The following is a 20,056-nucleotide window of genomic DNA, read 5'->3' as shown; positions in this document are numbered from 1 at the left end:
CGCGCGTCGCGGTCGCAGGGTGAGCACCCGCACCCCAGCCCTGCGCGGACTCGCGAACCCGTCGCGCGAAGAACCCGCGCGCGACGAAGTAGGCTCGTCGGGTGCGTCTCGTCATCGCCCGCTGCTCGGTCGACTACACCGGTCGGCTCAATGCCCATCTTCCGCTTGCCACGCGTCTGCTCGTGCACAAGGGAGACGGGAGTCTGCTCGTGCACTCCGACGGCGGCAGCTACAAGCCGCTGAACTGGATGAGCCCGCCGTGCACCCTCACCACCGAGGAGCCCGGCGAAGAAGAGGCGAGCGCCGGCGTCGTCGAGGTGTGGCGGGTCAGCCACAAGAAGACCGGCGATGCGCTGCGCGTGCAGATCTACGAGGTCATCCACGACACCTCGCACGAGCTCGGCATCGACCCCGGCCTTCAGAAGGACGGCGTCGAGGCCGACCTGCAGCGCCTCCTCGCCGAGCAGGTCGAGCGCATCTCCGAGGGCGCGACGCTCGTGCGCCGCGAGTATCCGACGGCGATCGGTCCGGTCGACCTGCTGGTGCGCGATGCCGACGGCGCCGCCATCGCGGTCGAGATCAAGCGCCGCGGCGACATCGACGGCGTCGAGCAGCTCACCCGCTACCTCGAACTCCTCGGCCGCGACCCGCACCTCTCCCCCGTGCAGGGCGTGTTCGCCGCGCAGGAGATCAAGCCGCAGGCGCGCGTGCTCGCCGAGGACCGCGGCATCCGCTGCCTCGTTCTCGACTACGACGACATGAAGGGCATCGAGTCGGGGATCCCCCGCCTGTTCTGACGCCTGCCCCCACCTGCACGTCCGTGCACCGTGTGCGATCACGCGCCCCGCGCCCCATAGGCTGGAGGGCATGGCCTCCTCCCCTTACTCCTGCGTGCTGTGGGATGTCGATGGCACGATCGTCGACGCCTCGGTGGGCATTCTGCGCCGCCTGAACGTCGCCCTCACCCACTTCGGGCACCCGGCGCCGACGCGCGAGCAGCTCGTGCACTGGATCGGGCCGCCCATGTTCCAGTCGTTCCAGGACCAGGCGGGAATGACGCCCGAGCAGTCCGCCGAGGCCGTCTCGTTCTACCGCACGCTCGGCAAGGCCGACGGCTACACGACCGACGTCACCACCTACCCCGGGGTGACCGACCTGATCCACGACGTGCACGCCGCCGGCATCCCGCAGGCGACCGCGAGCTCGAAGCCCGAGAATCAGGTCGACGCCCTGATCGATCACTTCGACCTGCGCGCCGACTTCGTCACCACGGTCGGAGCGACGCCCGACGAGTCGACCCTCGCGTCGAAGACCGACATCGTGGCCGAGGCGCTGCGGCGCCTCGAAGAGCGCGGCGCCGACGTCTCGCGCCCGGTGCTCATCGGCGACCGTCATCACGACGTCGAGGGCGGCAACGCCAACGGCGTTCCCGTGATCTTCGTCGAGTGGGGCTTCAGCGACGCCCACGAGGGTGACGACGCGGCGTTCCGCGCAGCATCCGTCGACGAGCTGCGCGCACTGCTGCTGTCGGCCTGACGCCGATCGGTCGCGTACCCAACTCAGGAAGACTCGACCGATCGGGCGCGATTCGGGCCGGATCCGGCGGAAATCGCCCGTTCTTCCTGAGTTAGTGCACGCCGACCGCCACGCCCCGCGCCCCGGAATCACCCCGAAAAGCACAAAGCTCCCCGCCGGATGTCACCGATGGCGACGGATCCGGTCGGGGAGCGATGCTCCTGCCCGCTCAGAGGGGGCGGATGTTCTCTGCCTGCAGGCCCTTGGGGCCCTGCGCCACGTCGAACTCGACTCGCTGGTTCTCTTCGAGAGACCGGTAGCCGGAGGAATCGATTGCGGAGTAGTGCGCGAAGACGTCAGCGCCTCCGTCGTCGGGGGAGATGAAGCCGAAGCCCTTCTCCGAGTTGAACCACTTGACCGTGCCCTGGGTGCTCATGTACTGCCTGTTCTGCTGGAAAAAATAGCCGACGCAGGGATGCACCGACATCGCTAACGCTAGTGGAGGAGACCCCGAGGGCAATAGCCGCAATCAGAAGGTAATCCAAATGTTGCACGAGCGGCACGGTAGCGGGGGCGTCGTGCGCCGACGCCCCGGAGGACGGACCCTCGCTCAGAAAATGGTGTGGCCCTCACCGCGGGGGGAGCGATGAGGGCCGAAGACGACCGGAGGGTGCGTCAGATTCCACTGTACCTCTTTTTTTGGATCCGTGTCCCCCATTTGGGGGACAAATCTCAAAAAAAGTGCAATCATGTCGATAGCGGCCCCCTCGAGTAGCCCATTGGGGACTGACCTACTCGAGAGGGCCCAATCGCATGCACGGATCGTCTTGCCTCTGGGGAAGGCTTCCCGTCTTCTGGGGAAAGACGGAGACGATCGATCCCCATGTGCATGCATCTTCACCATAGGGGAGGAAGCACGAACACGCTACGACGGGGGCCGTAGCGGAAGCGGCAAGGGTGGGGAGACTGATCCGCAAGGATCGCAGGTTTCGGGAAGAGGCGGGGCGGACAGCACGGGGGCACCTCCGGCGTTCCGCCTCTCCCGAATCCGCGAGGCGCTCGAAGCTGAGTAGCCTGAGCGGGTGACCATGCTGAATAAGGACATGACGCTCTGCATCTCGCTGTCTGCTCGACCGAGCAACAACGGCACGCGCTTCCACAACTTCCTCTACGAGGCCCTCGACCTCAACTGGATCTACAAGGCCTTCGCGCCGACCGATCTCGCCCAGGCGATCGCGGGCGTGCGCGGCCTCGGCATCCGCGGGTGCGCGATCTCGATGCCCTATAAGGAAGACGTCATCGCGCTCGTCGACCGTATGGACGAGTCGGCGTCGGCGATCGACTCGGTCAACACGATCGTGAACGACGACGGCGTGCTCACCGCGTACAACACCGACTACTCGGCCATCGCCCAGCTCATCGAGGAGAACGGCTTGGATGCCGCAGCCTCGGTACTGCTGAAGGGATCGGGCGGCATGGCCAAGGCCACAGCCGCCGCCTTCCGCGACGCCGGATTCGCGAACGCGACCATCGTCGCGCGCAACGAGCAGGCAGGGCGCACCCTCGCCGACCTGTACGGCTTCGCCTGGCAAGCGGATGCCGGAGACAGCACCGCCGACATCATCGTGAACATCACCCCGATCGGCATGGCCGGCGGGCCCGACGAGCACACGCTGTCGTTCTCGGAGGAGGCGGTGGCCGCGGCATCCGTCGTCTTCGACGTCGTGGCGCTGCCCGCCGAGACGCCGCTCGTGCGCGCGGGGCGCGCGGCGGGGAAGACGGTCATCAGCGGCGCCGAGGTCGCGACGCGGCAGGCGCTCGAGCAGTTCGTGCTGTACACGGGCATCCGCCCGTCGGCCGAGCAGGTGCGCCAGGCCGAGGAGTTCATGCGCGCGCAGTGACGCGCGCAGTAGTCGCCCTTCGTCTCGCTCCGCTCGCTCAGGGACCGGTGCCGAAGACAGGTGCCGAAGACCGGTTCCTGAGCGAGGAGCGCAGCGACGAGACGAAGGGCCGAGACTCAGACGCCGACGACCTCGCTCTCCTCCGCCCGGGGCACACCGTGCGCACGATGCGCAGCGGATGCCGCGAACACCATGATCACCAGGGCGGATGCCGTGATCGCCGCGCCGATCCAGATGGGGGAGGTGTAGCCGAGCCCGGCGGCGATCCCCACCCCTCCGGCCCAGGCGCCGAGCGCGTTGCCGACGTTGAACGCGCCGATGTTCGCGCCCGAGGCGAGCGTCGGTGCACCACCCGCGAACCGCATGATGCGGCTCTGCAGCGCGGGAACGGTGCCGAAGCCGAAGCCGCCCATCGCGACGAGGATCACCATCGTCGCGGGCTGCGACCACGCGAGCAGGGCGAACGCGACGAGCACGACGACGAGCGCCGCGATGAAGAGAAGGAGCGTGCGGTCGATCGAGCGGTCGGCGAGGCGCCCGCCGATCGCGTTACCGGCCACGAGGCCGACGCCGAAGAGCACGAGCAGCCACGGCACGGCCACGGTGTCGAAGCCCGAGACTCCGGTGAGCGTGTACGCGACGTAGGTGAAAGCGCCGAACATGCCGCCGAAGGCGAGCACCGTGATGACGAGCGACAGCCACACCTGCCCGGAGCGGAACGCCGAGAGCTCCTGCCGCAGGCTCACGGCGGCACCGTCGGAGCGCGGGGCCTTCACGACCGCGGCGATCCCGATCAGGGCGACGACACCGATGACGGTGATCACCCAGAACGTCGCACGCCAGCCGAACTGCTGGCCGATGAAGGTTCCGAACGGCACGCCCAGCACGTTCGCCGCGGTGAGGCCCGTGAACATGATCGAGATCGCACCGGCCTTCTTGTCGGGGGCGACGAGCTCGGAGGCGACGACCGAGCCGATGCCGAAGAAGGCCCCGTGGCACAGCGCCGCGACGATGCGTCCGATCATGGCGCCGGTGTAGTCGGGAGCCATCGCGGTGAGGGCGTTGCCGGCGATGAACAGCACGAGCAGCCCGATGAGCACGGCCTTGCGCGGCAGCCGCACCGTGGCGGCGGTGACGACGAGCGCTCCGACCGCGACGCTCAGCGCGTAGCCGGAGATGAGCCAGCCTGCGGTGGCCTCGCTCACGGCGAAGTCGGCGGCGACCTCGGGCAGCAGGCCCATGATCACGAACTCGGTGAGTCCGATCCCGAAGGCTCCGAGGGCGAGTGCGATGAGTCCGAGTGGCATGGTGGTGCTCCGTGGTGCTCTGATAAGGTAGTTGCAGACGCGGGATATTGCGTCCGGAACACAATGATTGCACGCGCAAGTAGTTTGCGCAAGCAACGACTTTCGGAGGTCACCATGGGCATCTCGGACGACGCCGTCGAGATCCGCGCACGAGGCTGGCGCACACTCGCCGCCCTGCACGGGATCATCGAGACCGAACTCGAACGGGCACTCGGAACATCCGTCGGCCTGTCGGTCGTCGAGTACACCGTGCTCGATGCGCTCAGCCGCCAGGACGGCTGGCACATGCGGATGCAGCAGCTCGCGCGCGCGACCGTCCTCAGCCCCAGCGCCACGACCCGCCTCGTCACCCGCCTCGAGGACCGCGGGCTGCTGACCCGCATCCTCTGCGCCGACGACCGCCGCGGCATCTACACCGAGCTCACCGCCGCCGGGCGTGCGCTGTACGACCAGGCGCACCCGATCCACGACGAGACCCTCGAGCGCACGCTCGGCGACGCCATGGATCAGCCCGAGCTCGCCCCGGTCGTGCACGCCCTGCAGGGGAGTTCCGCGCTGGCGTGAGTCTCGCGGCGGGGCGCTTCGACGGGCTCAGCGCCCCAGTTTCAGACACAGCGACCCGTTGCAGAGGCTGGGTCCCTGAGCCTGTCGAAGGGTCCCACCCCGCCGATACCCTGATCGGATGAAGACGATCGGCGTTCTCGGCGGCATGAGCTGGGAGTCCTCCCTCGAGTGGTACCGGCTCGCGAACGAGCGGGTCGCCGCACGACTCGGCGGCTACCACTCGGCCCGCATCCTGCTCGACTCGCTCGACTTCGCCGAGATCGAGGCGCTGCAGGCGCAGGACGACTGGGATTCCGCGGGCGCTCTCCTCGCCGATCGCGCCCGCGCGCTCGAGGCCGCAGGTGCGGAGATCCTCGTGCTTGCGACCAACACCATGCACCTCGTCGCCGACCGGATCACGGATGCCGTCGGCATCCCCTTCCTGCACATCGCCGACGCCGCCGGCGCCGCGGTGTCGGGCGCGGGGCTCGCCACCGTCGGCCTGCTCGGCACCGCCTTCACGATGGAGAAGCCGTTCTACGCCGAGAAGCTCGCGGCGCACGGCATCCGCACCCTCGTTCCGGATGCCGACGACCGCCGCACCGTGCATGCCGTGATCTACGACGAACTGGTGCACGGCGTCGTGCGCGACGAGTCGCGACGGGCGTACGTCGAGGTCGTCGACCGGCTGATCGCGCGCGGAGCGGAGGGCATCGTCCTCGGCTGCACCGAGATCGAGTTGCTGCTGTCGGCCGGCGACGTGCCGGTGCCCGTGTTCCCGACGACCTCGCTGCACGTGGATGCCGCGATCGCGGCGGCGCTGCCCGAGTAGCCGCTCACTCCGCGCCCCACGGACCGGTCACGACGACCTTCCCGATCGTGCGCGAGGTCTCGACGAGCGCATGCGCCTCGCGAAGGGTCGCCGCATCGAGCGGCGAGAGAGTGGTCGTGAGCGTCGTGCTCACCTCCCCGGCGTCGAGGAGACCGGCGACGCGCGTGAGCAGTTCGTGCTGGTAGTCGTCGTCGGGCTCGTGGATGGGCCGGGTGAACATGAGCTCCCAGTGCCATGTGACGCTCTTGCCCTTGAGGGCGTCGATGCTGCCACCGGTCTCGTCGATCGACACGACTTCTCCGCGGGGGCGGATGACCGCGGCGATGGCGTCGATGTTGCCCGGGGTGAACGAGGTGAAGACGTAGTCGACGCCCCCCGGTGCGATCTCGCGGACGGCGTCGGCGAAGTCGCGCCCCACGACGTGGTCGGCGCCCATCCGCGTCACCCATTCCTCCGACTCCGGGCGGGACGCCACGGCGATCACCGTGAGTCGCGTCAGCGCCCGGGCGAACTGGATGATCAGCGATCCGACCCCGCCCGCGGCACCGATCACGAGCAGGGTGCCCTCGCTGTCGGCGCCGAGGCGGAGCCGATCGAACAACGCTTCCCAGGCGGTGATCGCCGTGAGCGGCACGGCGGCGGCCTCGGCATCCGTCAGCGACTCCGGTGCTGCGCCGACGATGTTCTCGTTCACGAGTTGGAACTGCGCGTCCGATCCCGCACGGTCGATCTGACCGGCGTAGAAGACGCGGTCACCCACGGCGAAGCGACGAGCGTCCTCGCCGACGGCGACGACGCGACCGACGGCGTCGAAGCCGAGCACACGCGGGGCATCCCCCTTCTTCGCCCGGCCGCGATTCTTGACGTCGACCGGATTGACCGAGACGGCGTCGACCGCGACGAGCAGGTCGTGTCCGTGGGGAACGGGAGTGGGGATCTCCACGTCGACCATCGAACCCGGATCGGATGCCGCACCGCCGGGCGCGTCGATCGCGAGCATGGTCGCGGGGAGTTCTACGGGTGTCGTGGGGGACGTCTGTTCTGCCATGGCTCGACCATATCCAGTCCACCCCAGTTACCCGCAAGGGTCTCTAGTATCTTTCGGTTACCATTACGGGATGACCACGCTCGACACCTGCGCACTCGGCACCCCGCATGACGTCTACGACGCCCAGTGCCCGTGCCGCGGCGTTCTGGACCTGCTCGCCGACAAGTGGAGCGCGCTCGCGATCGGAGCCCTCGAAGACGGCGCACTGCGGTTCGGCGAACTCAAGAAGCGGCTCATGGGCATCAGCCCGAAGGTCCTCACCGCCACGCTCCGCCGCCTCGAGGACCGGGGCCTGCTCACACGCGAGGTCTTCGCCGAGGTGCCGGTGCGGGTCGAATACTCACTGACCGAGCTCGGCATCGATGCCGCTCGCCCTCTGCGCGGACTCCGCGACTGGGTCGAGTCGAACATCGAACGCTTTCCCGCGGTCTGAGGCCGCGCACCCTCGAAGCACCCTCACCGGGGCCTGTCAACCGGGTATGCCGGCGTCGTCGACCGCGACGACGGTGGGACGACACCCACGGATCGGAGCACACGATGAAGGCACTCACCTGGCAGGGCACCCGCAACGTGACGGTCGAGGAGGTGCCCGACCCCGTCATCCAGGAACCGACGGATGCCGTCATCCGCATCACGTCCTCGGCGATCTGCGGGTCCGACCTCCACCTGTACGAGCTGCTCGGACCGTTCATCGACCGCGGCGACGTGCTCGGCCACGAGCCGATGGGGGTCGTCGTCGAGGTCGGCGCGGGCGTGACGAAGCTCAAGGTCGGCGACCGGGTGGTCATCCCGTTCAACATCTCCTGCGGCGAGTGCTTCATGTGCACGCACGGGGTCCAGTCGCAGTGCGAGACCACGCAGGTGCGCGAGTACGGCAGCGGGGCGGCGCTCTTCGGCTACACCAAGCTCTACGGCCAGGTTCCGGGCGGACAGGCGGAGTACCTGCGGGTGCCCCTGGCCGATTACAACCACATCCCGATCGGCGCCGACCTCCCCGACGAGCGATACCTCTTCCTCAGCGACATCCTCCCCACCGCATGGCAGGGCGTGGAGTACGCCGAGGTGCCCGAGGGCGGCACGCTCGCGGTGATGGGGCTCGGCCCCGTCGGTCAGTTCGTCGCTCGCATCGCTCGGCACCGCGGCTACCGGGTGCTCGCCGTCGATCCCGTTCCGGAACGCCGCGCGATGGCCGAGCGTCACGGCATCGACACCTTCGATCTCACCGACACGATCGTCGAAGAGCTGCGCGACCTCACCGAGGGCCGCGGCGCGGACGGAGTGGTGGATGCCGTCGGTCTCGAGGCGCACGGCAACGCCGGAGTGGAGTTCGTGCAGAAGGCGGTGGGGCTGCTCCCCGACGCCGCCGCGCGCCAGCTGCTCGACAAGGCAGGCATCGATCGCCTCGCCGCCGTGTACGCATCGATCGACGCGGTGCGTCGTGGGGGAACGGTCTCGCTCAGCGGTGTCTACGCGGGAGACGCCGACATCATGCCCATGAAGACGCTGTTCGACAAGCAGATCAGCCTGCGCATGGGGCAGTGCAACGTCAAGCGCTGGATCGACGACATCATGCCGCTGGTGGAGGACGCCGCCGATCCGCTCGGGGTGATGGACCTGACGACCCATCACGCTCCGCTCGAGGATGCGCCCGGGCTGTACAGCACGTTCCAGAAGAAGGAGGACGGCTGCATCAAGGTCGTACTGCACCCGTCGGCGGCCTGAGGCCGTGACCTCCCGGCCGCCCGCCGGCCCGCGAGGTCACGGGCGGCGTCACGGGTGGCGGTTGCCGACCCCCGGCTCGTCGTTGTGGGCGGAGTCGTAGGAATCGGCGTCGGCGGATGCCGCGGCATCCGTGTCGTCGTCGACCCCCACTGCACCGGCCGCGCCGGAATCGGCACCGCCGCCACCCGCGGGCACGTCGTCCACCCCGACGCCGTCCCGCTGTCGTTGCTCCAGCAGCTCCGCGATGCGCTCCTCGGCCTCGGCTCCGGTCGGCATGTCTGCGCCCGAGTCCGACCCGCTCATGAGTTGCCGTCGGAAAGGTCGGCGGCCGAGACGTCCGACGGCGAGCTCGCGAGTCCGAGGTCGGGATCGGTGTTGACGCCGCCGCCGATCGCGTCCTGGCCGGCGATGCGCTCCTCCGCCGACACCTCGTCGTCGGATTCGGCGTGCTCCTCCGCGATCAGGTCTTCCTCCTCGGGGCGGATCGCCGATTCCTCGGCACCGAAGGAGTTGATGAGACCCTCGGGATTCGACATGTCGTGCTCCTCTCGTCGTCGGTCGTGAGGATTCCAGCGTGCCCGCGACGGGCCGGGAACGGATGCCCGTTGACAGGCATCCGCTCGGCACGTAGGTGCCGTGTTCAGTCGATCGAGGCGCGGACGGTCTGCGAATCGGGACCGATCTGGCCCCAGGCGCTGCCGGTGAGGGTCTGGTCTCCGATGACGGCCGAGACTTCGAGGCGGTAGTCGCCGACCTGTTCGACCCGGACATCGCTGAGCACGAACAGGCCGTCGGGCTGCCCCTCGACCGTGCAGACGAGCGCGGCATCCGTCGGCCGGCATTCCCACCCGGTCGGGGCCGCGACCACCGCGAGCCCCTCGGGCAGGGTGAGAGAGACGGTCGACGACTCCTCGCGCCCGGTGAGCGAGACGGCGAGAGTCGCCGTGCCCTGCCCGGTGATGTCGGAGGTGACGACGAGTTCGGAGACGACCGGGGCGGGTGCGGCGATCCGTTCGATCACGGGCGGCACGACGACCACGCCCAGGATGCCGAGACCCGCGACGATCGCGAGCACCGGCCAGATGTTGCCCACTACCTGCCAAACGGATGCCGCGCCCCCACCCCTCACGCTCGGCGCGCTCGATCCGGCCGACGACGATCCGGCCGACGACGATCCGGCCGATGGTTCGGCGTCGCTCGTGGGCTCCTCGGACGCCTCGGCGCTGGAGGGGCCGAGCACGATGTTGCCGATCAGCAGCACGGTGGCGACGCCGAGCAGCGAGGCCGTGGTGCCGAATCGACCCCACGCGGCGCGGCAACGGGGGCAGTCGCGGATGTGCTCCATGCCGGCCGAGTCCGCGGCGTCGTCGACGTCTTCGGTGACCGCCGGGGGGAGTCTCGTGGCCGCGTGACGGCACTCGGCGGGCGGATCGTCCTCTTCGAGGATCACCCGGAGCATGGCGCGGCGCAGTCCCTTGCGGGCGCGCAGGCTGAGGGCGTAGATCGACGACGCCGGCCGCCCGAGCTCTTCCTCCAGCTCGGCGGGTTTGCGTCCGTCGATGATCGTGGCGCGCAGCACCTGCTGCTGATCGTCGGGGAGCAGCAGCAGCGCTGCGCGCACGCGACGGTACTCGGCGTCGAGTTCGATGTGCCGCGTGTCCTGCATCACCGTCGGCAGGTTGTCTTCGGCATCGACGAGCGGCAGCACGCGAGAGCGCGGCGAGCGGAACTCGTCGATCATCCGGTTGCGCATGGAGCGGATCACGTACGCCCCCGCCTTCTCCTTCGGTCCGGTGCCGCTCTTCCACAGCGAGAGCAGGCCGACGAGGGCATCGGCGAGCAGGTCGTCGGGGTCGATGCCGCTGGTGGCGAGTCGGCGAGCGGTGGTGAGAAGCATCCGCTGGTTGCGGAGAAGGAACATGCCGGCAGCCGCGCGATCGCCCGCGTTGGCGGCCGCGCTGAGCCGGTCGTCCTCCGCGTATTCGCGCAGGATCGCCGGATCGATCGTGCGCTGCCGTGCCCGTACTGCCATCTGACGACCTCCCCGATCATCATTGTGGCGCACTCCCGCACGCCCGGAACCAACGCGAATCGGCGGCACCGGTCATCCGGTGCCGCCGACTCGACGCGTGCGGTCGTCAGACCAACCGCCTCCCGCGCAGGAGCATGCCGGCCGCGCCGACGAGGAGCAGGCCCCCGCCGATCGCGATCGGAGCCCACGGCGCTCCGCCGCCCGTGAGCGCGAGGGTCGCGTCCGCCGAGGCGCTGCCGTTCGAGCTCGAACCCTCGCCGGGCGCGCTGCTGCCGCCGTCCGCGGGGTTCTCGGTACCGGACTCATCGGTGCCCGGCTCGTCGGTGCCGGGGTCATCGGTGCCCGGATCGTCGGTTCCCGGGTTCTCGGTTCCCGGGTCGCCGGTCGAGGCACGCAGGCTGATGGTCGCCTGCTCGGTGATCGCCTGGCCCAGGCAGTTGGTGAACACGGCGCGGTAGTACGTCGTGTCGGTGGGGCTCACCGAGATCGAGGTCGAGGTCTCTCCCACGATGTCCTCCCACGGGCCTCCCGCCGTGAGCGCCTGCTGCCACTGCACGGTCGGTGCGTCGTCGCCGTCGGCCGCGGCCGTCAGCGTCGCCGACTGACCGGCCACCACGACCGAGGGCGTGGGGCTCTCGGTGATCGTCGGGGCGGAGCCGAAGACATAGCCGTCATCGAAGACCACGGATGCCGCGACCCCGAACTGCGTGTACGAGACGGCCACGTCGGACGGTCCGCAGTACGCGGGCGTGGTGACGCTCCAGGCGCCGTCGCTCTGCACGAGGTCGGTGGCGGGGATGCCGTCGAAGGTCACGCCGGTGACGGTGACCTCGGTGCGCACGAGCCCGGGGGCTCGACGGTTCTGGCTGGTTCCGTCGCCGAGCATGCCGATGCTGTTGACGCCCCAGGAGTACGTCTTGCCGTCGGAGCCGGTGGCGAGCGCGTGCTGCGAGCCGGCGTCGATCGAGGTGAACGTCACTCCTGCGGGCAGCTGCGCGAGACCCGGAACGTAATGGCCGGTCGTGGTGCCGGTGCCGAGCGTGCCGTTGTCGTTGGCGCCCCACGAGTAGAGCTGACCGCTGCCGTCGAGAGCCAGGGAGTACGACGAACCCGCGCTCATCTGCGCGATCGTCACCCCCGCGGGGATCGCGCTGATCGCGGGGGTGAGCACGGGGTCGCCCGAGGTGTCGCCGTTGCCGATCGGTCCGCCGAGGTTCGATCCCCAGGCGTAGACCTCGCCGGTGGAGGCGAGTGCCAGCGCGTGGCTGTTGCCCGCCGAGATCTGCGTGAACGTCACGCCGGCGGGTGTCTGCACGAGAGCGGGGGTCGCCCGGTCGTTCTGCGTGCCGTCGCCGAGCGTGCCGCCGTAGTTCATCCCCCAGGCGTAGATCGATCCGTCACTCGCGAGGGCCAGCGAGTACGTGCTCCCCGCGTCGACGGTGGTGAAGGTCACGCCCGTCGGGGTGGGGAGCTGCACCGGAGCGATCCGCTGGGCGGTGGTGCCGTCGCCGACGCGCCCCTGCCCGTTGTAGCCCCAGCCGTAGAGAAGGCCGTCGGAGCCGACGGCGAGCGAGTGGTACGAGCCCGCATCGACGTCGGTGAACGTGATGCCCGCGGGCATCTGCACCGCGACGGGCGCGATACGGCTCTGGATGTCTCCGTCGCCGAGCTGCCCGTAGAAGCCCTGCCCCCACGAGTAGGCCTGGCCGCTCGGGTCGAGGGCGATCGCGAAGCCCTCACCGCCCGCGACCTCGGTGAAGGTCACGCCGGCGGGCGCCGCCACCCGCACGGGGGTGAGGCGGTTCGTGGTGGTGCCGTCGCCGAGCTGTCCCAGCGAGTTGAGGCCCCAGGCGTAGGCGTTGCCGTCGTCGCCGAGCGCGTACGACGGGCCGAGGTCGGCCGAGACGTCCGTGAACCGCACACCGATCACGGTGTCGCTCACGGTCGCGCCCCCGATCGTCGGGCCGGCGTCGGGCGTCGGTGCGGCCGAGGCCGCCAGCGGTGACAGAGCCACCGCCGCTGCGGCGCCGAGGACCGTGGCGATCCCCAGTCCGCGCGTCGTTCGTCTGCGCGTCGAGCGCGCGTCTTTCGTGTACTCCCCCATCGGTTTCCTCATCTCCGGGCGCACGACGGCGCCCCTCCCCTCGGTCGGCAGGGTGGGCCGACCAGGTCGGCCCGGGTAGCCGACGCATAAGTGACAACGGATGAACGCAGAGAATCTGACGCACCGTCGTCTCGGAGGCTACTGGGGTGCCGGAGATCTATGCAACTGAATACTTATTTACCACTGAACGGATATTCAGCGGAACTCATGTGCGGTCTGATCACCGCGTCTCGGCCGTGGGTTCACGCCCGAGCGCGACGACCGCGCAGGAGAATCGTTCCCGCGGCGAGAAGCAGGCCGGCGGCGATGAGTCCGACGGGCGACGTCGCGCTCCCGCTCTCGGCAAGTTCGGCACCCACGGCGTTTCCGACCCCGCTGGGTTGAGGGGCCGGCGCGGCCACGACCGGCGTGGTGACGGCATCCTCGACGGCATCCGTCTCGGCCGAACTCGCCCGCCCCGTGTTCACGACCTGGCCGGCGACGAGGTCGGCGCCCGTCACCCGGTGCGTCGCCGCGAGCACGCAGGCCGCCCCGACCTCCACCCGCTCGCACGAGGTGCTCTGCCCCGTGAGCGGGTCGTCGATCGTCACGGCGGTGAGAGCGGCCTCACCGGTGTTGGTCGCCGTGAGCGTGTAGCTCAGCGTGTCGCCGACGGTCACCGTTCCCGAGCCGTCAGCGTCGTCGTTTCCGGTGAGGTCCTTCACGAACGTCAGCGCCGCGACGGGGCACGCCCCCGAGTCCTGGCGCGAGGTCGCGCCGTACAGGGGGAGCTCGGTGGTGGCGACGACGGACGTCGCCAACGGGGCTTCGGATGCCGTGGTCGGGATGCCGTCGAGCACCAGGATCTCGCCGGTCGATGCCGCGAGGTACACGCGTCCGCCCGAGAGCGCCGCACCGAACGACAGCGGAACCTGGCCGACGACCGTGCTGGTACCGGCGGCGAAGTCGAACAGCACGAGGAACCCACGGCCCGCGCCGTCATGGGCGAGGCCGAGGATCAGGCCGGAGTCGAGGGTGAGGAAGTCGCCGCCCGACGCGAGGTACGTCTCACCGTCGGCCAGCGTCGGGAAGCTCACCGGCGCATCGGTGAGCCGCGCGGTCACCGGATCGAGGAACCAGATGCTCGTGTACTGATACCCGGCCGCGAGGAGCCGACCGTCGGCGGTGGCGGAGAGTGAGTTGAGCCAGTTGTCCTCGAACGGGGCGCTGCCGTCGTCGAACAGGATCTCGCCGGCATCCGTCGAGACGCCCGTGGCGGCATCGATCGTGAAGAGGTGCTGCGGGTCGGTCCAGTCCACCCCGTAGAGCACGGTCTCGTCGGCATTCCAGGCGATGTCGCCGAACGAACGGTCGAGCGCGACGCTCGACTCGAGCGCGAGGGCGCCGGTCGCGGCATCCGCGCCGTAGCGCTGCAGGGTGAGCGGGTCTTCGCCGCTGTTCACGTAGACGTCGGCGGGCACGCAGGCCCCCGGCGTGACCGCCAGCGGAGCCTCCGCCGCCTGGGCCGGCACCGCAGCCGCGCCCGCTGCCAACGCGAGCGCGAACACCCCGCCGAGGGCTGCGAGAGCCCACCCCCGTGCACCACGGATCGTGCGCGTCGAAACCGTCATTCCCTGAATCCCCTCATCGCTGACGCGGTCATCCCCGCGCACACTCTATCGACCGTGGGCAGCCCGAGGAGGGTGACATTTCGCCTGCTGATGGATAGCGCTCACACCCCCGGCATCCGATTCCGCCGCGACGGGCGGCGACGACGCACGTCGAGAACCACCCCGCCGATGACGGCGAGCAGCAAGGCGCCGCTCAGGCCGGCGATGGCGAGGTTCGCGGGTGTCAGCCCGGTGCTGTCGCTCACCTCGGTGCGCGGCGACGGCGTCTCGCCCGTCAGGGCTCGATCGCTCCCGACCTGCGTGAACCCGGATGCCGCGGCGGCGGGTTCGGCGGGCGCGACGAGGACCGGTCCTGTGGCGAGCGCAGCCGCCAGGGTAAGGATCGAAAGGGTGCGCGAAAGGCGCGCGCGAACGCGAGTGTTCCCCACCGGGGTTCTCCTTCATGGCTTCGGGTAAAGCCGAACGGATACCGGGCGTACATCCCCCATCACCTCGACTCCGCCCGAGGAGTGGAGAGGCAGCGATATTCTAGCCGACCTCGTGACGCGGCCGGGGAGGGGCATCCCCTTGCGACGGCGTCCGTCGCGGCTTACGCTCGCGACATGTCGAGCAGCGCCGTCGAGATCGTCCAGGAGTTCATGCGGGCGTTCCGTGAGCAGGATCGCGCGGCGGCCGAGCGGATCATGGCTGACGACTTCGTGTTCACCAGCCCGCAGGACGACCACATCGACAAAGCGACCTGGCTGGAGCGTTGCTTCCCGACCGCGGGTCATTTCAGCTCACCGGCGCAGACCCTCCAGATCATCCCGATCGACGGTCTCGTGCTGCACCGCTACGAGTATGCCGTTGACGGCTTACTGTGGCGCAACGTCGAGTCGCTCGAGGTGCGCGACGGCCGCGTGCACGCCGTCGAGGTGTACTTCGGCGGGTCGATCGGCCGCGTCGGCGGGTGATCGCGGGTCGCATTCGCGGGGTGTGATGGAGGGGACGCCCCGCGCGCCCGTCGTTACAGGCCGAGTACGGCGAGCGTGCGGTCGACGTGCGCGGAGACCGTCGCGGCCGACGGTGCCGCATCGAGGCCGAGCAGGCGCCGACGGTGCGGTTCGCCGAGCAGCGCGGAGAAGAGGAGGTCGGCGGGGACGACGGCATCCACCGGCAGGTACTCGCCGAGGAATCGCTGCGCCCGACCCGGCCCCTCGTCGTAGAACTCCGCGGCGAGCGTCGCATCGGCTCCTGCCGCCCCGATCAGCGCGCGATGAACGGCGATCGCATCGTCGGCCAGGAGGTGGCTCACCACGGCGACGGATGCTTCGCGCACCCCGCCCACGGATCGCCATGCCTCATCGGCATAGGCGTGCTGTCGGCTCACGGCGGCGCGCATCAGTCCGAGCCGGTCACCGTACTCGCTGTAGAGGGTGCGCTTGGCGACGTGCGCGTCGGCGGCGATGCGGTCGAAGGTCACGGCGTCGTACCCCTCGGACGCGAGGAGCGAGACGACGAGTTCGACGATCCGCTCGTGACGTTCGCGCCTCTCGGCGGCCGAGGGGCGTCCGCGCTTTCCTGTCATAGGAGTAGCCTAGCGTTTAATGCAACGGTTGCGTTTCATTAAGGAGGAGCGTTGGGCAATCACATCCATCACATCGCCATCCAGGACGACTGGGAGATGAGTCGCGGATTCGGCGAGTACGTCGTCTCGACGCGCGGGATGCATCTCGACGACGTGGGATTCATCCACGCGACCACGGCCGATCGAGTGAGCGAGGTCGTCGAGCGACGGTTCGGCGATCTCCGCCTTCCGCTCCTCGACATCGAGATCGACATCGAGGCGCTCAAGGCACAGGGCGTGCGGGTCGAGTGGGTCGACGGCGCGCCCCGCATCCTGGGCGAGTTGCCGATGTCGACCGAGGTGATCGCCGCCGAGAATCCGATCGTGCGGTGAGGGATGCCCCTCGCGGGCGACTACTCGGCCGCCGCCTCCGCCTCCGCGATCTGAGCGCGAACAGCGTCCATGTCGAGGGCGCGCACCTGGCCGATGAGGTTCTCGAGAGCCGGGGCGGGCAGGGCGCCGGCCTGTGAGAAGACAAGGATGTTGTCGCGGAAAGCCATCAGCGTCGGGATCGAGACGATCCCCGCAGCGCGCGACAGGTCCTGGTTCGCCTCGGTGTCGACCTTCGCGAAGGTGATGTCGGGGTGCTGCTCCGACGCCCCCTCGAAGATCGGGCCGAACATCCGGCAGGGGCCGCACCATTCCGCCCAGAAGTCGACGAGCACGATGCCGTCCTTCTCGACCGTCTGTGCGAAGTCCGCACTGCTGAGCGCTGTCGTTGCCATGGGGTGTCCTTTTCGTTGAGTGGCTTCCGACCAGCCTACGGATGCCGGGGCGGCTGCGGGCCGTCGGCATCCGGCTGTCGTCCCGCGGGGTCCAGCTCCGCACGCGCACGCGAATTCCGAACGCCCAGCACCGCACCGCCGAGAACCGCGGCCAGGAACGATCCGAGCAGCACCCCGATCTTGACGTGCTCGTCGGCGACCGACGACGAGCCGTAGGCGAGCTCGCCGACGAGGAGCGAAACCGTGAACCCGATTCCCGCCAGGAACGACATGCCCGCCAGGTCGGGCCACCGCAGCGACGCGTCGAGACGGAGCGCGGGGATGCGACTCAGCAGGAACGTCGTGACGAGGATGCCGATCGGCTTACCCACGACGAGGCCCATCATGATGCCGATCGTGATCGGGTCGCGCAGCGCCGAGAGGAGTCCGTCGATCCCGCCGATGCTCACACCCGCCGCGAAGAAGGCGAAGACCGGCACGGCGAAGAGCGTCGCGACGACTCCCCAGCGGTCGGCGAAATGCGCCGCGAAGCCGTCGTATCGCGTGCCGTCGTCATCCTCACCGACGGCGACACGCGCCCGCTCGGTCGGCAGCACGGGAACGACGAATCCGAGCAGGACCCCGGCGACGGTGGCGTGCACACCGGCCGCATGCACGCAGACCCAGACCGCGATGGCCAGCGGCAGCAGGATCCACCACGCGCGCACGCCCCGCTGCACCGCGAAGGCGAAACCGGCGAGCGGGAGGAGCGCGAGCACGAGCAGCGGCAGACTGATCGACTCGGTGTAGAAGGTCGCGATGATCGTGATCGCGATCAGGTCGTCGACGATGGCAAGGGTGAGGAGGAAGACGCGCAGTGCCGGCGGCAGGAATCGGCCGACCACGGCGATGACCGCGACCGCGAAGGCGATGTCGGTCGCCGTGGGAATGGCCCAGCCGCGCAACACCTCCGCACCGCTCGACGCGTTGACGATCAGGAAGAACAGGGCCGGAACGACGACACCGCCGATCGCCGCCGCGATCGGGAGCGCCGCTCGCCGGGGATCGCGCAACCGACCCGCGACGAACTCCTCCTTCAGCTCGAGACCGACGACGAAGAAGAAGATGGCCAGGAGTCCATCGGCCGCCCAGGCACCGACGCTCAGTTCGAGATGCAGCGCGGGGATGCCGAAGGTGAAGTCGCGAACGGCCTCGTACCACGGCGCGGCCGGAGAGTTGGCGAGGACGACCGCGGCGACGGTGGCGGCCAACAGCAACGCACCGCCGAGCACGTCGCTGCGGGCGTTGGAGCGGATGCCGCGCCACAGCTCATGCGGGGCGAAGCGGAGACGGGAAGAAGACATAGGGGCACCTCGAGAAGTAGGAGTGGTCGACGAAACGCTCGGCCGCTCCCGGAGGGGCGCGACCTAGGGTCGACGGGGCGGCGGGCAGCCGGCGATCTCGCCGTGCGACATGGTTCCCCAGACGCTGGTCCACCCGTTGGTGCCGGGGTGCATCACGACACGCATCCACTCCCCCATCGGGGTCGCCGACGCCAGGCGGCGCGGAGCGCGCGTCGAACCTGCGGCGACGAGGGAGGGCATGCAACCAGGGTACCGGTCGGGGCTGAACGAGACCCGATCTCCCGGCTCGGATGCTTGCTCGATTCGAACATATGTACTAAACTCGGAGCATGACATCAGACGCCGCGAGCCCCCTCGACAGGGTCGAGCGCGGTCGCCTTCTCGATGCGTGGGTGGAGGTACGGCGGCGGATCGCCGAGCTCGAAGCGCAGGCGACGGCGTTGTTGGGCGAGCGGATCGGCGAGCACGATGCGGAGGTCGCGGAGCACCCGTATCACCGCGATGCGATCTACCGGTCGATGATCGCGGAGTACTCCGCGGCGGGACACCTGTCACGGGGTGCGGTGGAGTTCGCGTTCTCCGACGCGCTGGCTCTGCAGAGCATGCCGGCGGTCGAGGGGGCGTTCACCGCGGGGCGGGTGACTACCGCGCACGTGCGCGAAATGGTGAGAGCAGCGTCCGTGGTGCGTGAGGCGGTGCGCAACGGTCGGGCGGATGCCGCGGTGCTGGGCCTCTACGAGACCGCGGTACTCGTGGTCGCCGAAGCCGACTCGCCCGCCCGCACCCGCGCGCACGCCCGGCAGGTCGCCGCGGCCCTCGCCGGCGAGACGCTCCTCGAACGGCACCGACGTGCCGCCTCCGAGCGCAGTGTGACCGTGCGTTCTCTCGACGACGGGCTCGCCCTGCTCACCGCGGTACTGCCCGAGACGCTCGCCGTCGCGATCCAGGACCGCATCACACGCATGGCACGAGAGGTGATCCGGGCACGCGGTGACGCCCCCGCACCGACGTTCCTCGATGGCGAAGACCCGGAAGACGTGATCCTGCCCGAACACATCGCCCCCGACGACCCGCTCGCCGGTGTCATCTTCGGCGAGGACTCGACCTTCACCACCGACCCGCTCGTATCAGCCGCGATGCCCGAGAGCACCACCGTTCCTGGCACCACCGTTCCTGACGACGAGCGGACCATCGATCAGGTCCGGGCCGACCTGTTCAGCGACCTGCTGCTCGCAGCCTCTCCCAGTCCCGCGCTCGGCAACGACCTCGACGGAGTCGAGGCGCGCATCCAGGTGACGATCGCCGCGACCACCCTCGCCGGCCTCGACGACCACCCTGCCGAACTCGACGGCCACGGCCCCCTCGACCCCGACATCGCCCGCGCCCTCGCCGGCCGCAACAACGGCTGGAGCCGTCTCTTCCTCGCCCCCGACGGCATGGTCACCGAGACCGACACGTACACGCCCACCGAGGGCATGCGCCGGCACCTCCGCGCGCGGGACCAGCACTGCCGCTTCCCCGGATGCCGGATGCCGGTCCACCGATGCGAGATCGACCACAACCACGACCACGCCAAGGGCGGCAGAACAGCGATCGACAACCTCGCCCACTTCTGCAGGAGTCACCACCAGCTCAAACATCCCGACATCGACTCCGACCACCGTTGGACCGCGCGCTCCAGACCCGACGGCACCATCGAATGGACCAGTCCTCTCGGCCGAGTCCACGCCGACCGCGCTCCGCGTCGCGTGATGTTCGTCTGACGCGT

At 69.5% G+C, this 20,056-nt stretch carries 23 protein-coding genes; 10 read left to right on the top strand and 13 right to left on the bottom strand.

Translation table 11 applies throughout. The features are described 5' to 3' along the window. The first annotated feature begins 101 nt into the window (after nucleotides 1-101). Together nucS and ACTJKK_RS10560 are read left to right on the top strand one after the other, a co-directional pair. Nucleotides 102-797: an endonuclease NucS gene (gene nucS / locus ACTJKK_RS10565; protein ID WP_247623961.1), complete on the top strand. Its 696-nt coding sequence runs from the start codon at nucleotides 102-104 to the stop codon at nucleotides 795-797. Nucleotides 798-867: 70 nt separating this feature from the next. Next, the gene (locus ACTJKK_RS10560; RefSeq protein ID WP_247633349.1) at nucleotides 868-1,536 is read left to right on the top strand and encodes an HAD hydrolase-like protein; all 669 of its coding nucleotides are present in this window, start codon (nucleotides 868-870) and stop codon (nucleotides 1,534-1,536) included. A gap of 208 nt (nucleotides 1,537-1,744) precedes the next feature. Here the strand turns inward: ACTJKK_RS10560 and ACTJKK_RS10555 are convergent, their stop codons facing one another. After that, complete coding sequence (locus ACTJKK_RS10555; protein ID WP_247623963.1) at nucleotides 1,745-1,951, bottom strand: cold-shock protein; 207 nt, start codon at nucleotides 1,949-1,951, stop codon at nucleotides 1,745-1,747. Between the two features lie 646 nt (nucleotides 1,952-2,597). Between ACTJKK_RS10555 and ACTJKK_RS10550 the strand changes: the two genes are divergently transcribed. After that, the gene (locus ACTJKK_RS10550) at nucleotides 2,598-3,416 is read left to right on the top strand and encodes a shikimate 5-dehydrogenase (protein WP_440747946.1); all 819 of its coding nucleotides are present in this window, start codon (nucleotides 2,598-2,600) and stop codon (nucleotides 3,414-3,416) included. Between the two features lie 116 nt (nucleotides 3,417-3,532). Here ACTJKK_RS10550 and ACTJKK_RS10545 read toward each other — a convergent pair whose 3' ends face one another. Continuing rightward, on the bottom strand, nucleotides 3,533-4,723 hold the full coding sequence (locus ACTJKK_RS10545) for an MFS transporter (protein WP_440747945.1): 1,191 nt from the start codon (nucleotides 4,721-4,723) through the stop codon (nucleotides 3,533-3,535). A gap of 114 nt (nucleotides 4,724-4,837) precedes the next feature. On the opposite strand from ACTJKK_RS10545, the gene ACTJKK_RS10540 reads away from it, so the two are divergent. Together ACTJKK_RS10540 and ACTJKK_RS10535 are read left to right on the top strand one after the other, a co-directional pair. Next, nucleotides 4,838-5,287, top strand: coding sequence for a MarR family winged helix-turn-helix transcriptional regulator (locus ACTJKK_RS10540; RefSeq protein ID WP_440747944.1), 450 nt, complete (start codon nucleotides 4,838-4,840; stop codon nucleotides 5,285-5,287). Nucleotides 5,288-5,405: 118 nt separating this feature from the next. Beyond that, nucleotides 5,406-6,098, top strand: a complete 693-nt coding sequence (locus ACTJKK_RS10535) for an aspartate/glutamate racemase family protein (RefSeq protein WP_336641351.1) — start codon at nucleotides 5,406-5,408, stop codon at nucleotides 6,096-6,098. A 4-nt stretch (nucleotides 6,099-6,102) separates the two neighbouring features. Here the strand turns inward: ACTJKK_RS10535 and ACTJKK_RS10530 are convergent, their stop codons facing one another. Continuing rightward, on the bottom strand, nucleotides 6,103-7,146 hold the full coding sequence (locus ACTJKK_RS10530; protein WP_440747943.1) for a zinc-binding alcohol dehydrogenase family protein: 1,044 nt from the start codon (nucleotides 7,144-7,146) through the stop codon (nucleotides 6,103-6,105). 70 nt (nucleotides 7,147-7,216) lie between these two features. On the opposite strand from ACTJKK_RS10530, the gene ACTJKK_RS10525 reads away from it, so the two are divergent. After that, nucleotides 7,217-7,579, top strand: a complete 363-nt coding sequence (locus ACTJKK_RS10525) for a winged helix-turn-helix transcriptional regulator (protein ID WP_247633354.1) — start codon at nucleotides 7,217-7,219, stop codon at nucleotides 7,577-7,579. 104 nt (nucleotides 7,580-7,683) lie between these two features. Beyond that, nucleotides 7,684-8,868 carry an alcohol dehydrogenase catalytic domain-containing protein gene (locus ACTJKK_RS10520; protein ID WP_440747942.1) on the top strand — a complete coding sequence of 395 codons (1,185 nt, stop codon included), beginning with the start codon at nucleotides 7,684-7,686 and terminating at the stop codon, nucleotides 8,866-8,868. 48 nt (nucleotides 8,869-8,916) lie between these two features. Here ACTJKK_RS10520 and ACTJKK_RS10515 read toward each other — a convergent pair whose 3' ends face one another. The 6 genes from ACTJKK_RS10515 to ACTJKK_RS10490 form a co-directional block, all read right to left on the bottom strand. Next, the gene (locus tag ACTJKK_RS10515; RefSeq protein ID WP_440747941.1) at nucleotides 8,917-9,171 is read right to left on the bottom strand and encodes a hypothetical protein; all 255 of its coding nucleotides are present in this window, start codon (nucleotides 9,169-9,171) and stop codon (nucleotides 8,917-8,919) included. Beyond that, a complete protein-coding gene (locus ACTJKK_RS10510; protein ID WP_440747940.1) occupies nucleotides 9,168-9,404 on the bottom strand; it encodes a hypothetical protein in 237 nt (78 codons plus the stop codon). Before ACTJKK_RS10510 ends, ACTJKK_RS10515 begins: the two co-directional genes overlap by 4 nt. A gap of 104 nt (nucleotides 9,405-9,508) precedes the next feature. Then, the gene (locus ACTJKK_RS10505; RefSeq protein WP_440747939.1) at nucleotides 9,509-10,900 is read right to left on the bottom strand and encodes a sigma-70 family RNA polymerase sigma factor; all 1,392 of its coding nucleotides are present in this window, start codon (nucleotides 10,898-10,900) and stop codon (nucleotides 9,509-9,511) included. 106 nt (nucleotides 10,901-11,006) lie between these two features. Continuing rightward, a complete protein-coding gene (locus ACTJKK_RS10500) occupies nucleotides 11,007-13,004 on the bottom strand; it encodes an RCC1 domain-containing protein (protein WP_440747938.1) in 1,998 nt (665 codons plus the stop codon). Nucleotides 13,005-13,246: 242 nt separating this feature from the next. Beyond that, complete coding sequence (locus tag ACTJKK_RS10495; protein ID WP_440747937.1) at nucleotides 13,247-14,614, bottom strand: DUF7507 domain-containing protein; 1,368 nt, start codon at nucleotides 14,612-14,614, stop codon at nucleotides 13,247-13,249. 101 nt (nucleotides 14,615-14,715) lie between these two features. Continuing rightward, nucleotides 14,716-15,042 carry a hypothetical protein gene (locus ACTJKK_RS10490; protein ID WP_440747936.1) on the bottom strand — a complete coding sequence of 109 codons (327 nt, stop codon included), beginning with the start codon at nucleotides 15,040-15,042 and terminating at the stop codon, nucleotides 14,716-14,718. A gap of 174 nt (nucleotides 15,043-15,216) precedes the next feature. Between ACTJKK_RS10490 and ACTJKK_RS10485 the strand changes: the two genes are divergently transcribed. Then, a complete protein-coding gene (locus tag ACTJKK_RS10485) occupies nucleotides 15,217-15,567 on the top strand; it encodes a nuclear transport factor 2 family protein (protein WP_440747935.1) in 351 nt (116 codons plus the stop codon). 53 nt (nucleotides 15,568-15,620) lie between these two features. Here the strand turns inward: ACTJKK_RS10485 and ACTJKK_RS10480 are convergent, their stop codons facing one another. After that, complete coding sequence (locus ACTJKK_RS10480; protein ID WP_440747934.1) at nucleotides 15,621-16,181, bottom strand: TetR/AcrR family transcriptional regulator; 561 nt, start codon at nucleotides 16,179-16,181, stop codon at nucleotides 15,621-15,623. 51 nt (nucleotides 16,182-16,232) lie between these two features. Here ACTJKK_RS10480 and ACTJKK_RS10475 point away from each other — a divergent pair, with 51 nt between their 5' ends. Then, nucleotides 16,233-16,553, top strand: a complete 321-nt coding sequence (locus tag ACTJKK_RS10475) for a DUF952 domain-containing protein (RefSeq protein ID WP_440747933.1) — start codon at nucleotides 16,233-16,235, stop codon at nucleotides 16,551-16,553. 20 nt (nucleotides 16,554-16,573) lie between these two features. On the opposite strand, the gene trxA is transcribed toward ACTJKK_RS10475, so the two are convergent. The 3 genes from trxA to ACTJKK_RS10460 all read right to left on the bottom strand — a co-directional run bounded on the left by trxA (nucleotide 16,574) and on the right by ACTJKK_RS10460 (nucleotide 18,528). Beyond that, nucleotides 16,574-16,945: a thioredoxin gene (gene trxA, locus ACTJKK_RS10470; protein ID WP_247623998.1), complete on the bottom strand. Its 372-nt coding sequence runs from the start codon at nucleotides 16,943-16,945 to the stop codon at nucleotides 16,574-16,576. Between the two features lie 35 nt (nucleotides 16,946-16,980). After that, entirely contained in the window at nucleotides 16,981-18,288 is a 1,308-nt protein-coding gene (gene nhaA / locus ACTJKK_RS10465) for a Na+/H+ antiporter NhaA (RefSeq protein WP_440747932.1), read from the bottom strand. A 63-nt stretch (nucleotides 18,289-18,351) separates the two neighbouring features. Continuing rightward, nucleotides 18,352-18,528: a hypothetical protein gene (locus ACTJKK_RS10460; RefSeq protein WP_440747931.1), complete on the bottom strand. Its 177-nt coding sequence runs from the start codon at nucleotides 18,526-18,528 to the stop codon at nucleotides 18,352-18,354. An 89-nt stretch (nucleotides 18,529-18,617) separates the two neighbouring features. On the opposite strand from ACTJKK_RS10460, the gene ACTJKK_RS10455 reads away from it, so the two are divergent. Further along, complete coding sequence (locus tag ACTJKK_RS10455; protein WP_440747930.1) at nucleotides 18,618-20,051, top strand: HNH endonuclease signature motif containing protein; 1,434 nt, start codon at nucleotides 18,618-18,620, stop codon at nucleotides 20,049-20,051. The last annotated feature ends 5 nt before the right edge of the window (nucleotides 20,052-20,056 follow it).

Origin of the sequence: Microbacterium sp. 22179 (assembly GCF_052045715.1) — a bacterium.
GTDB classification, from domain to species: Bacteria; Actinomycetota; Actinomycetes; order Actinomycetales; family Microbacteriaceae; genus Microbacterium; species Microbacterium galbinum.
The sequence above is the reverse complement of the archived record's forward strand: the minus strand, read 5'-3'. Positions and strand labels throughout refer to the sequence as shown.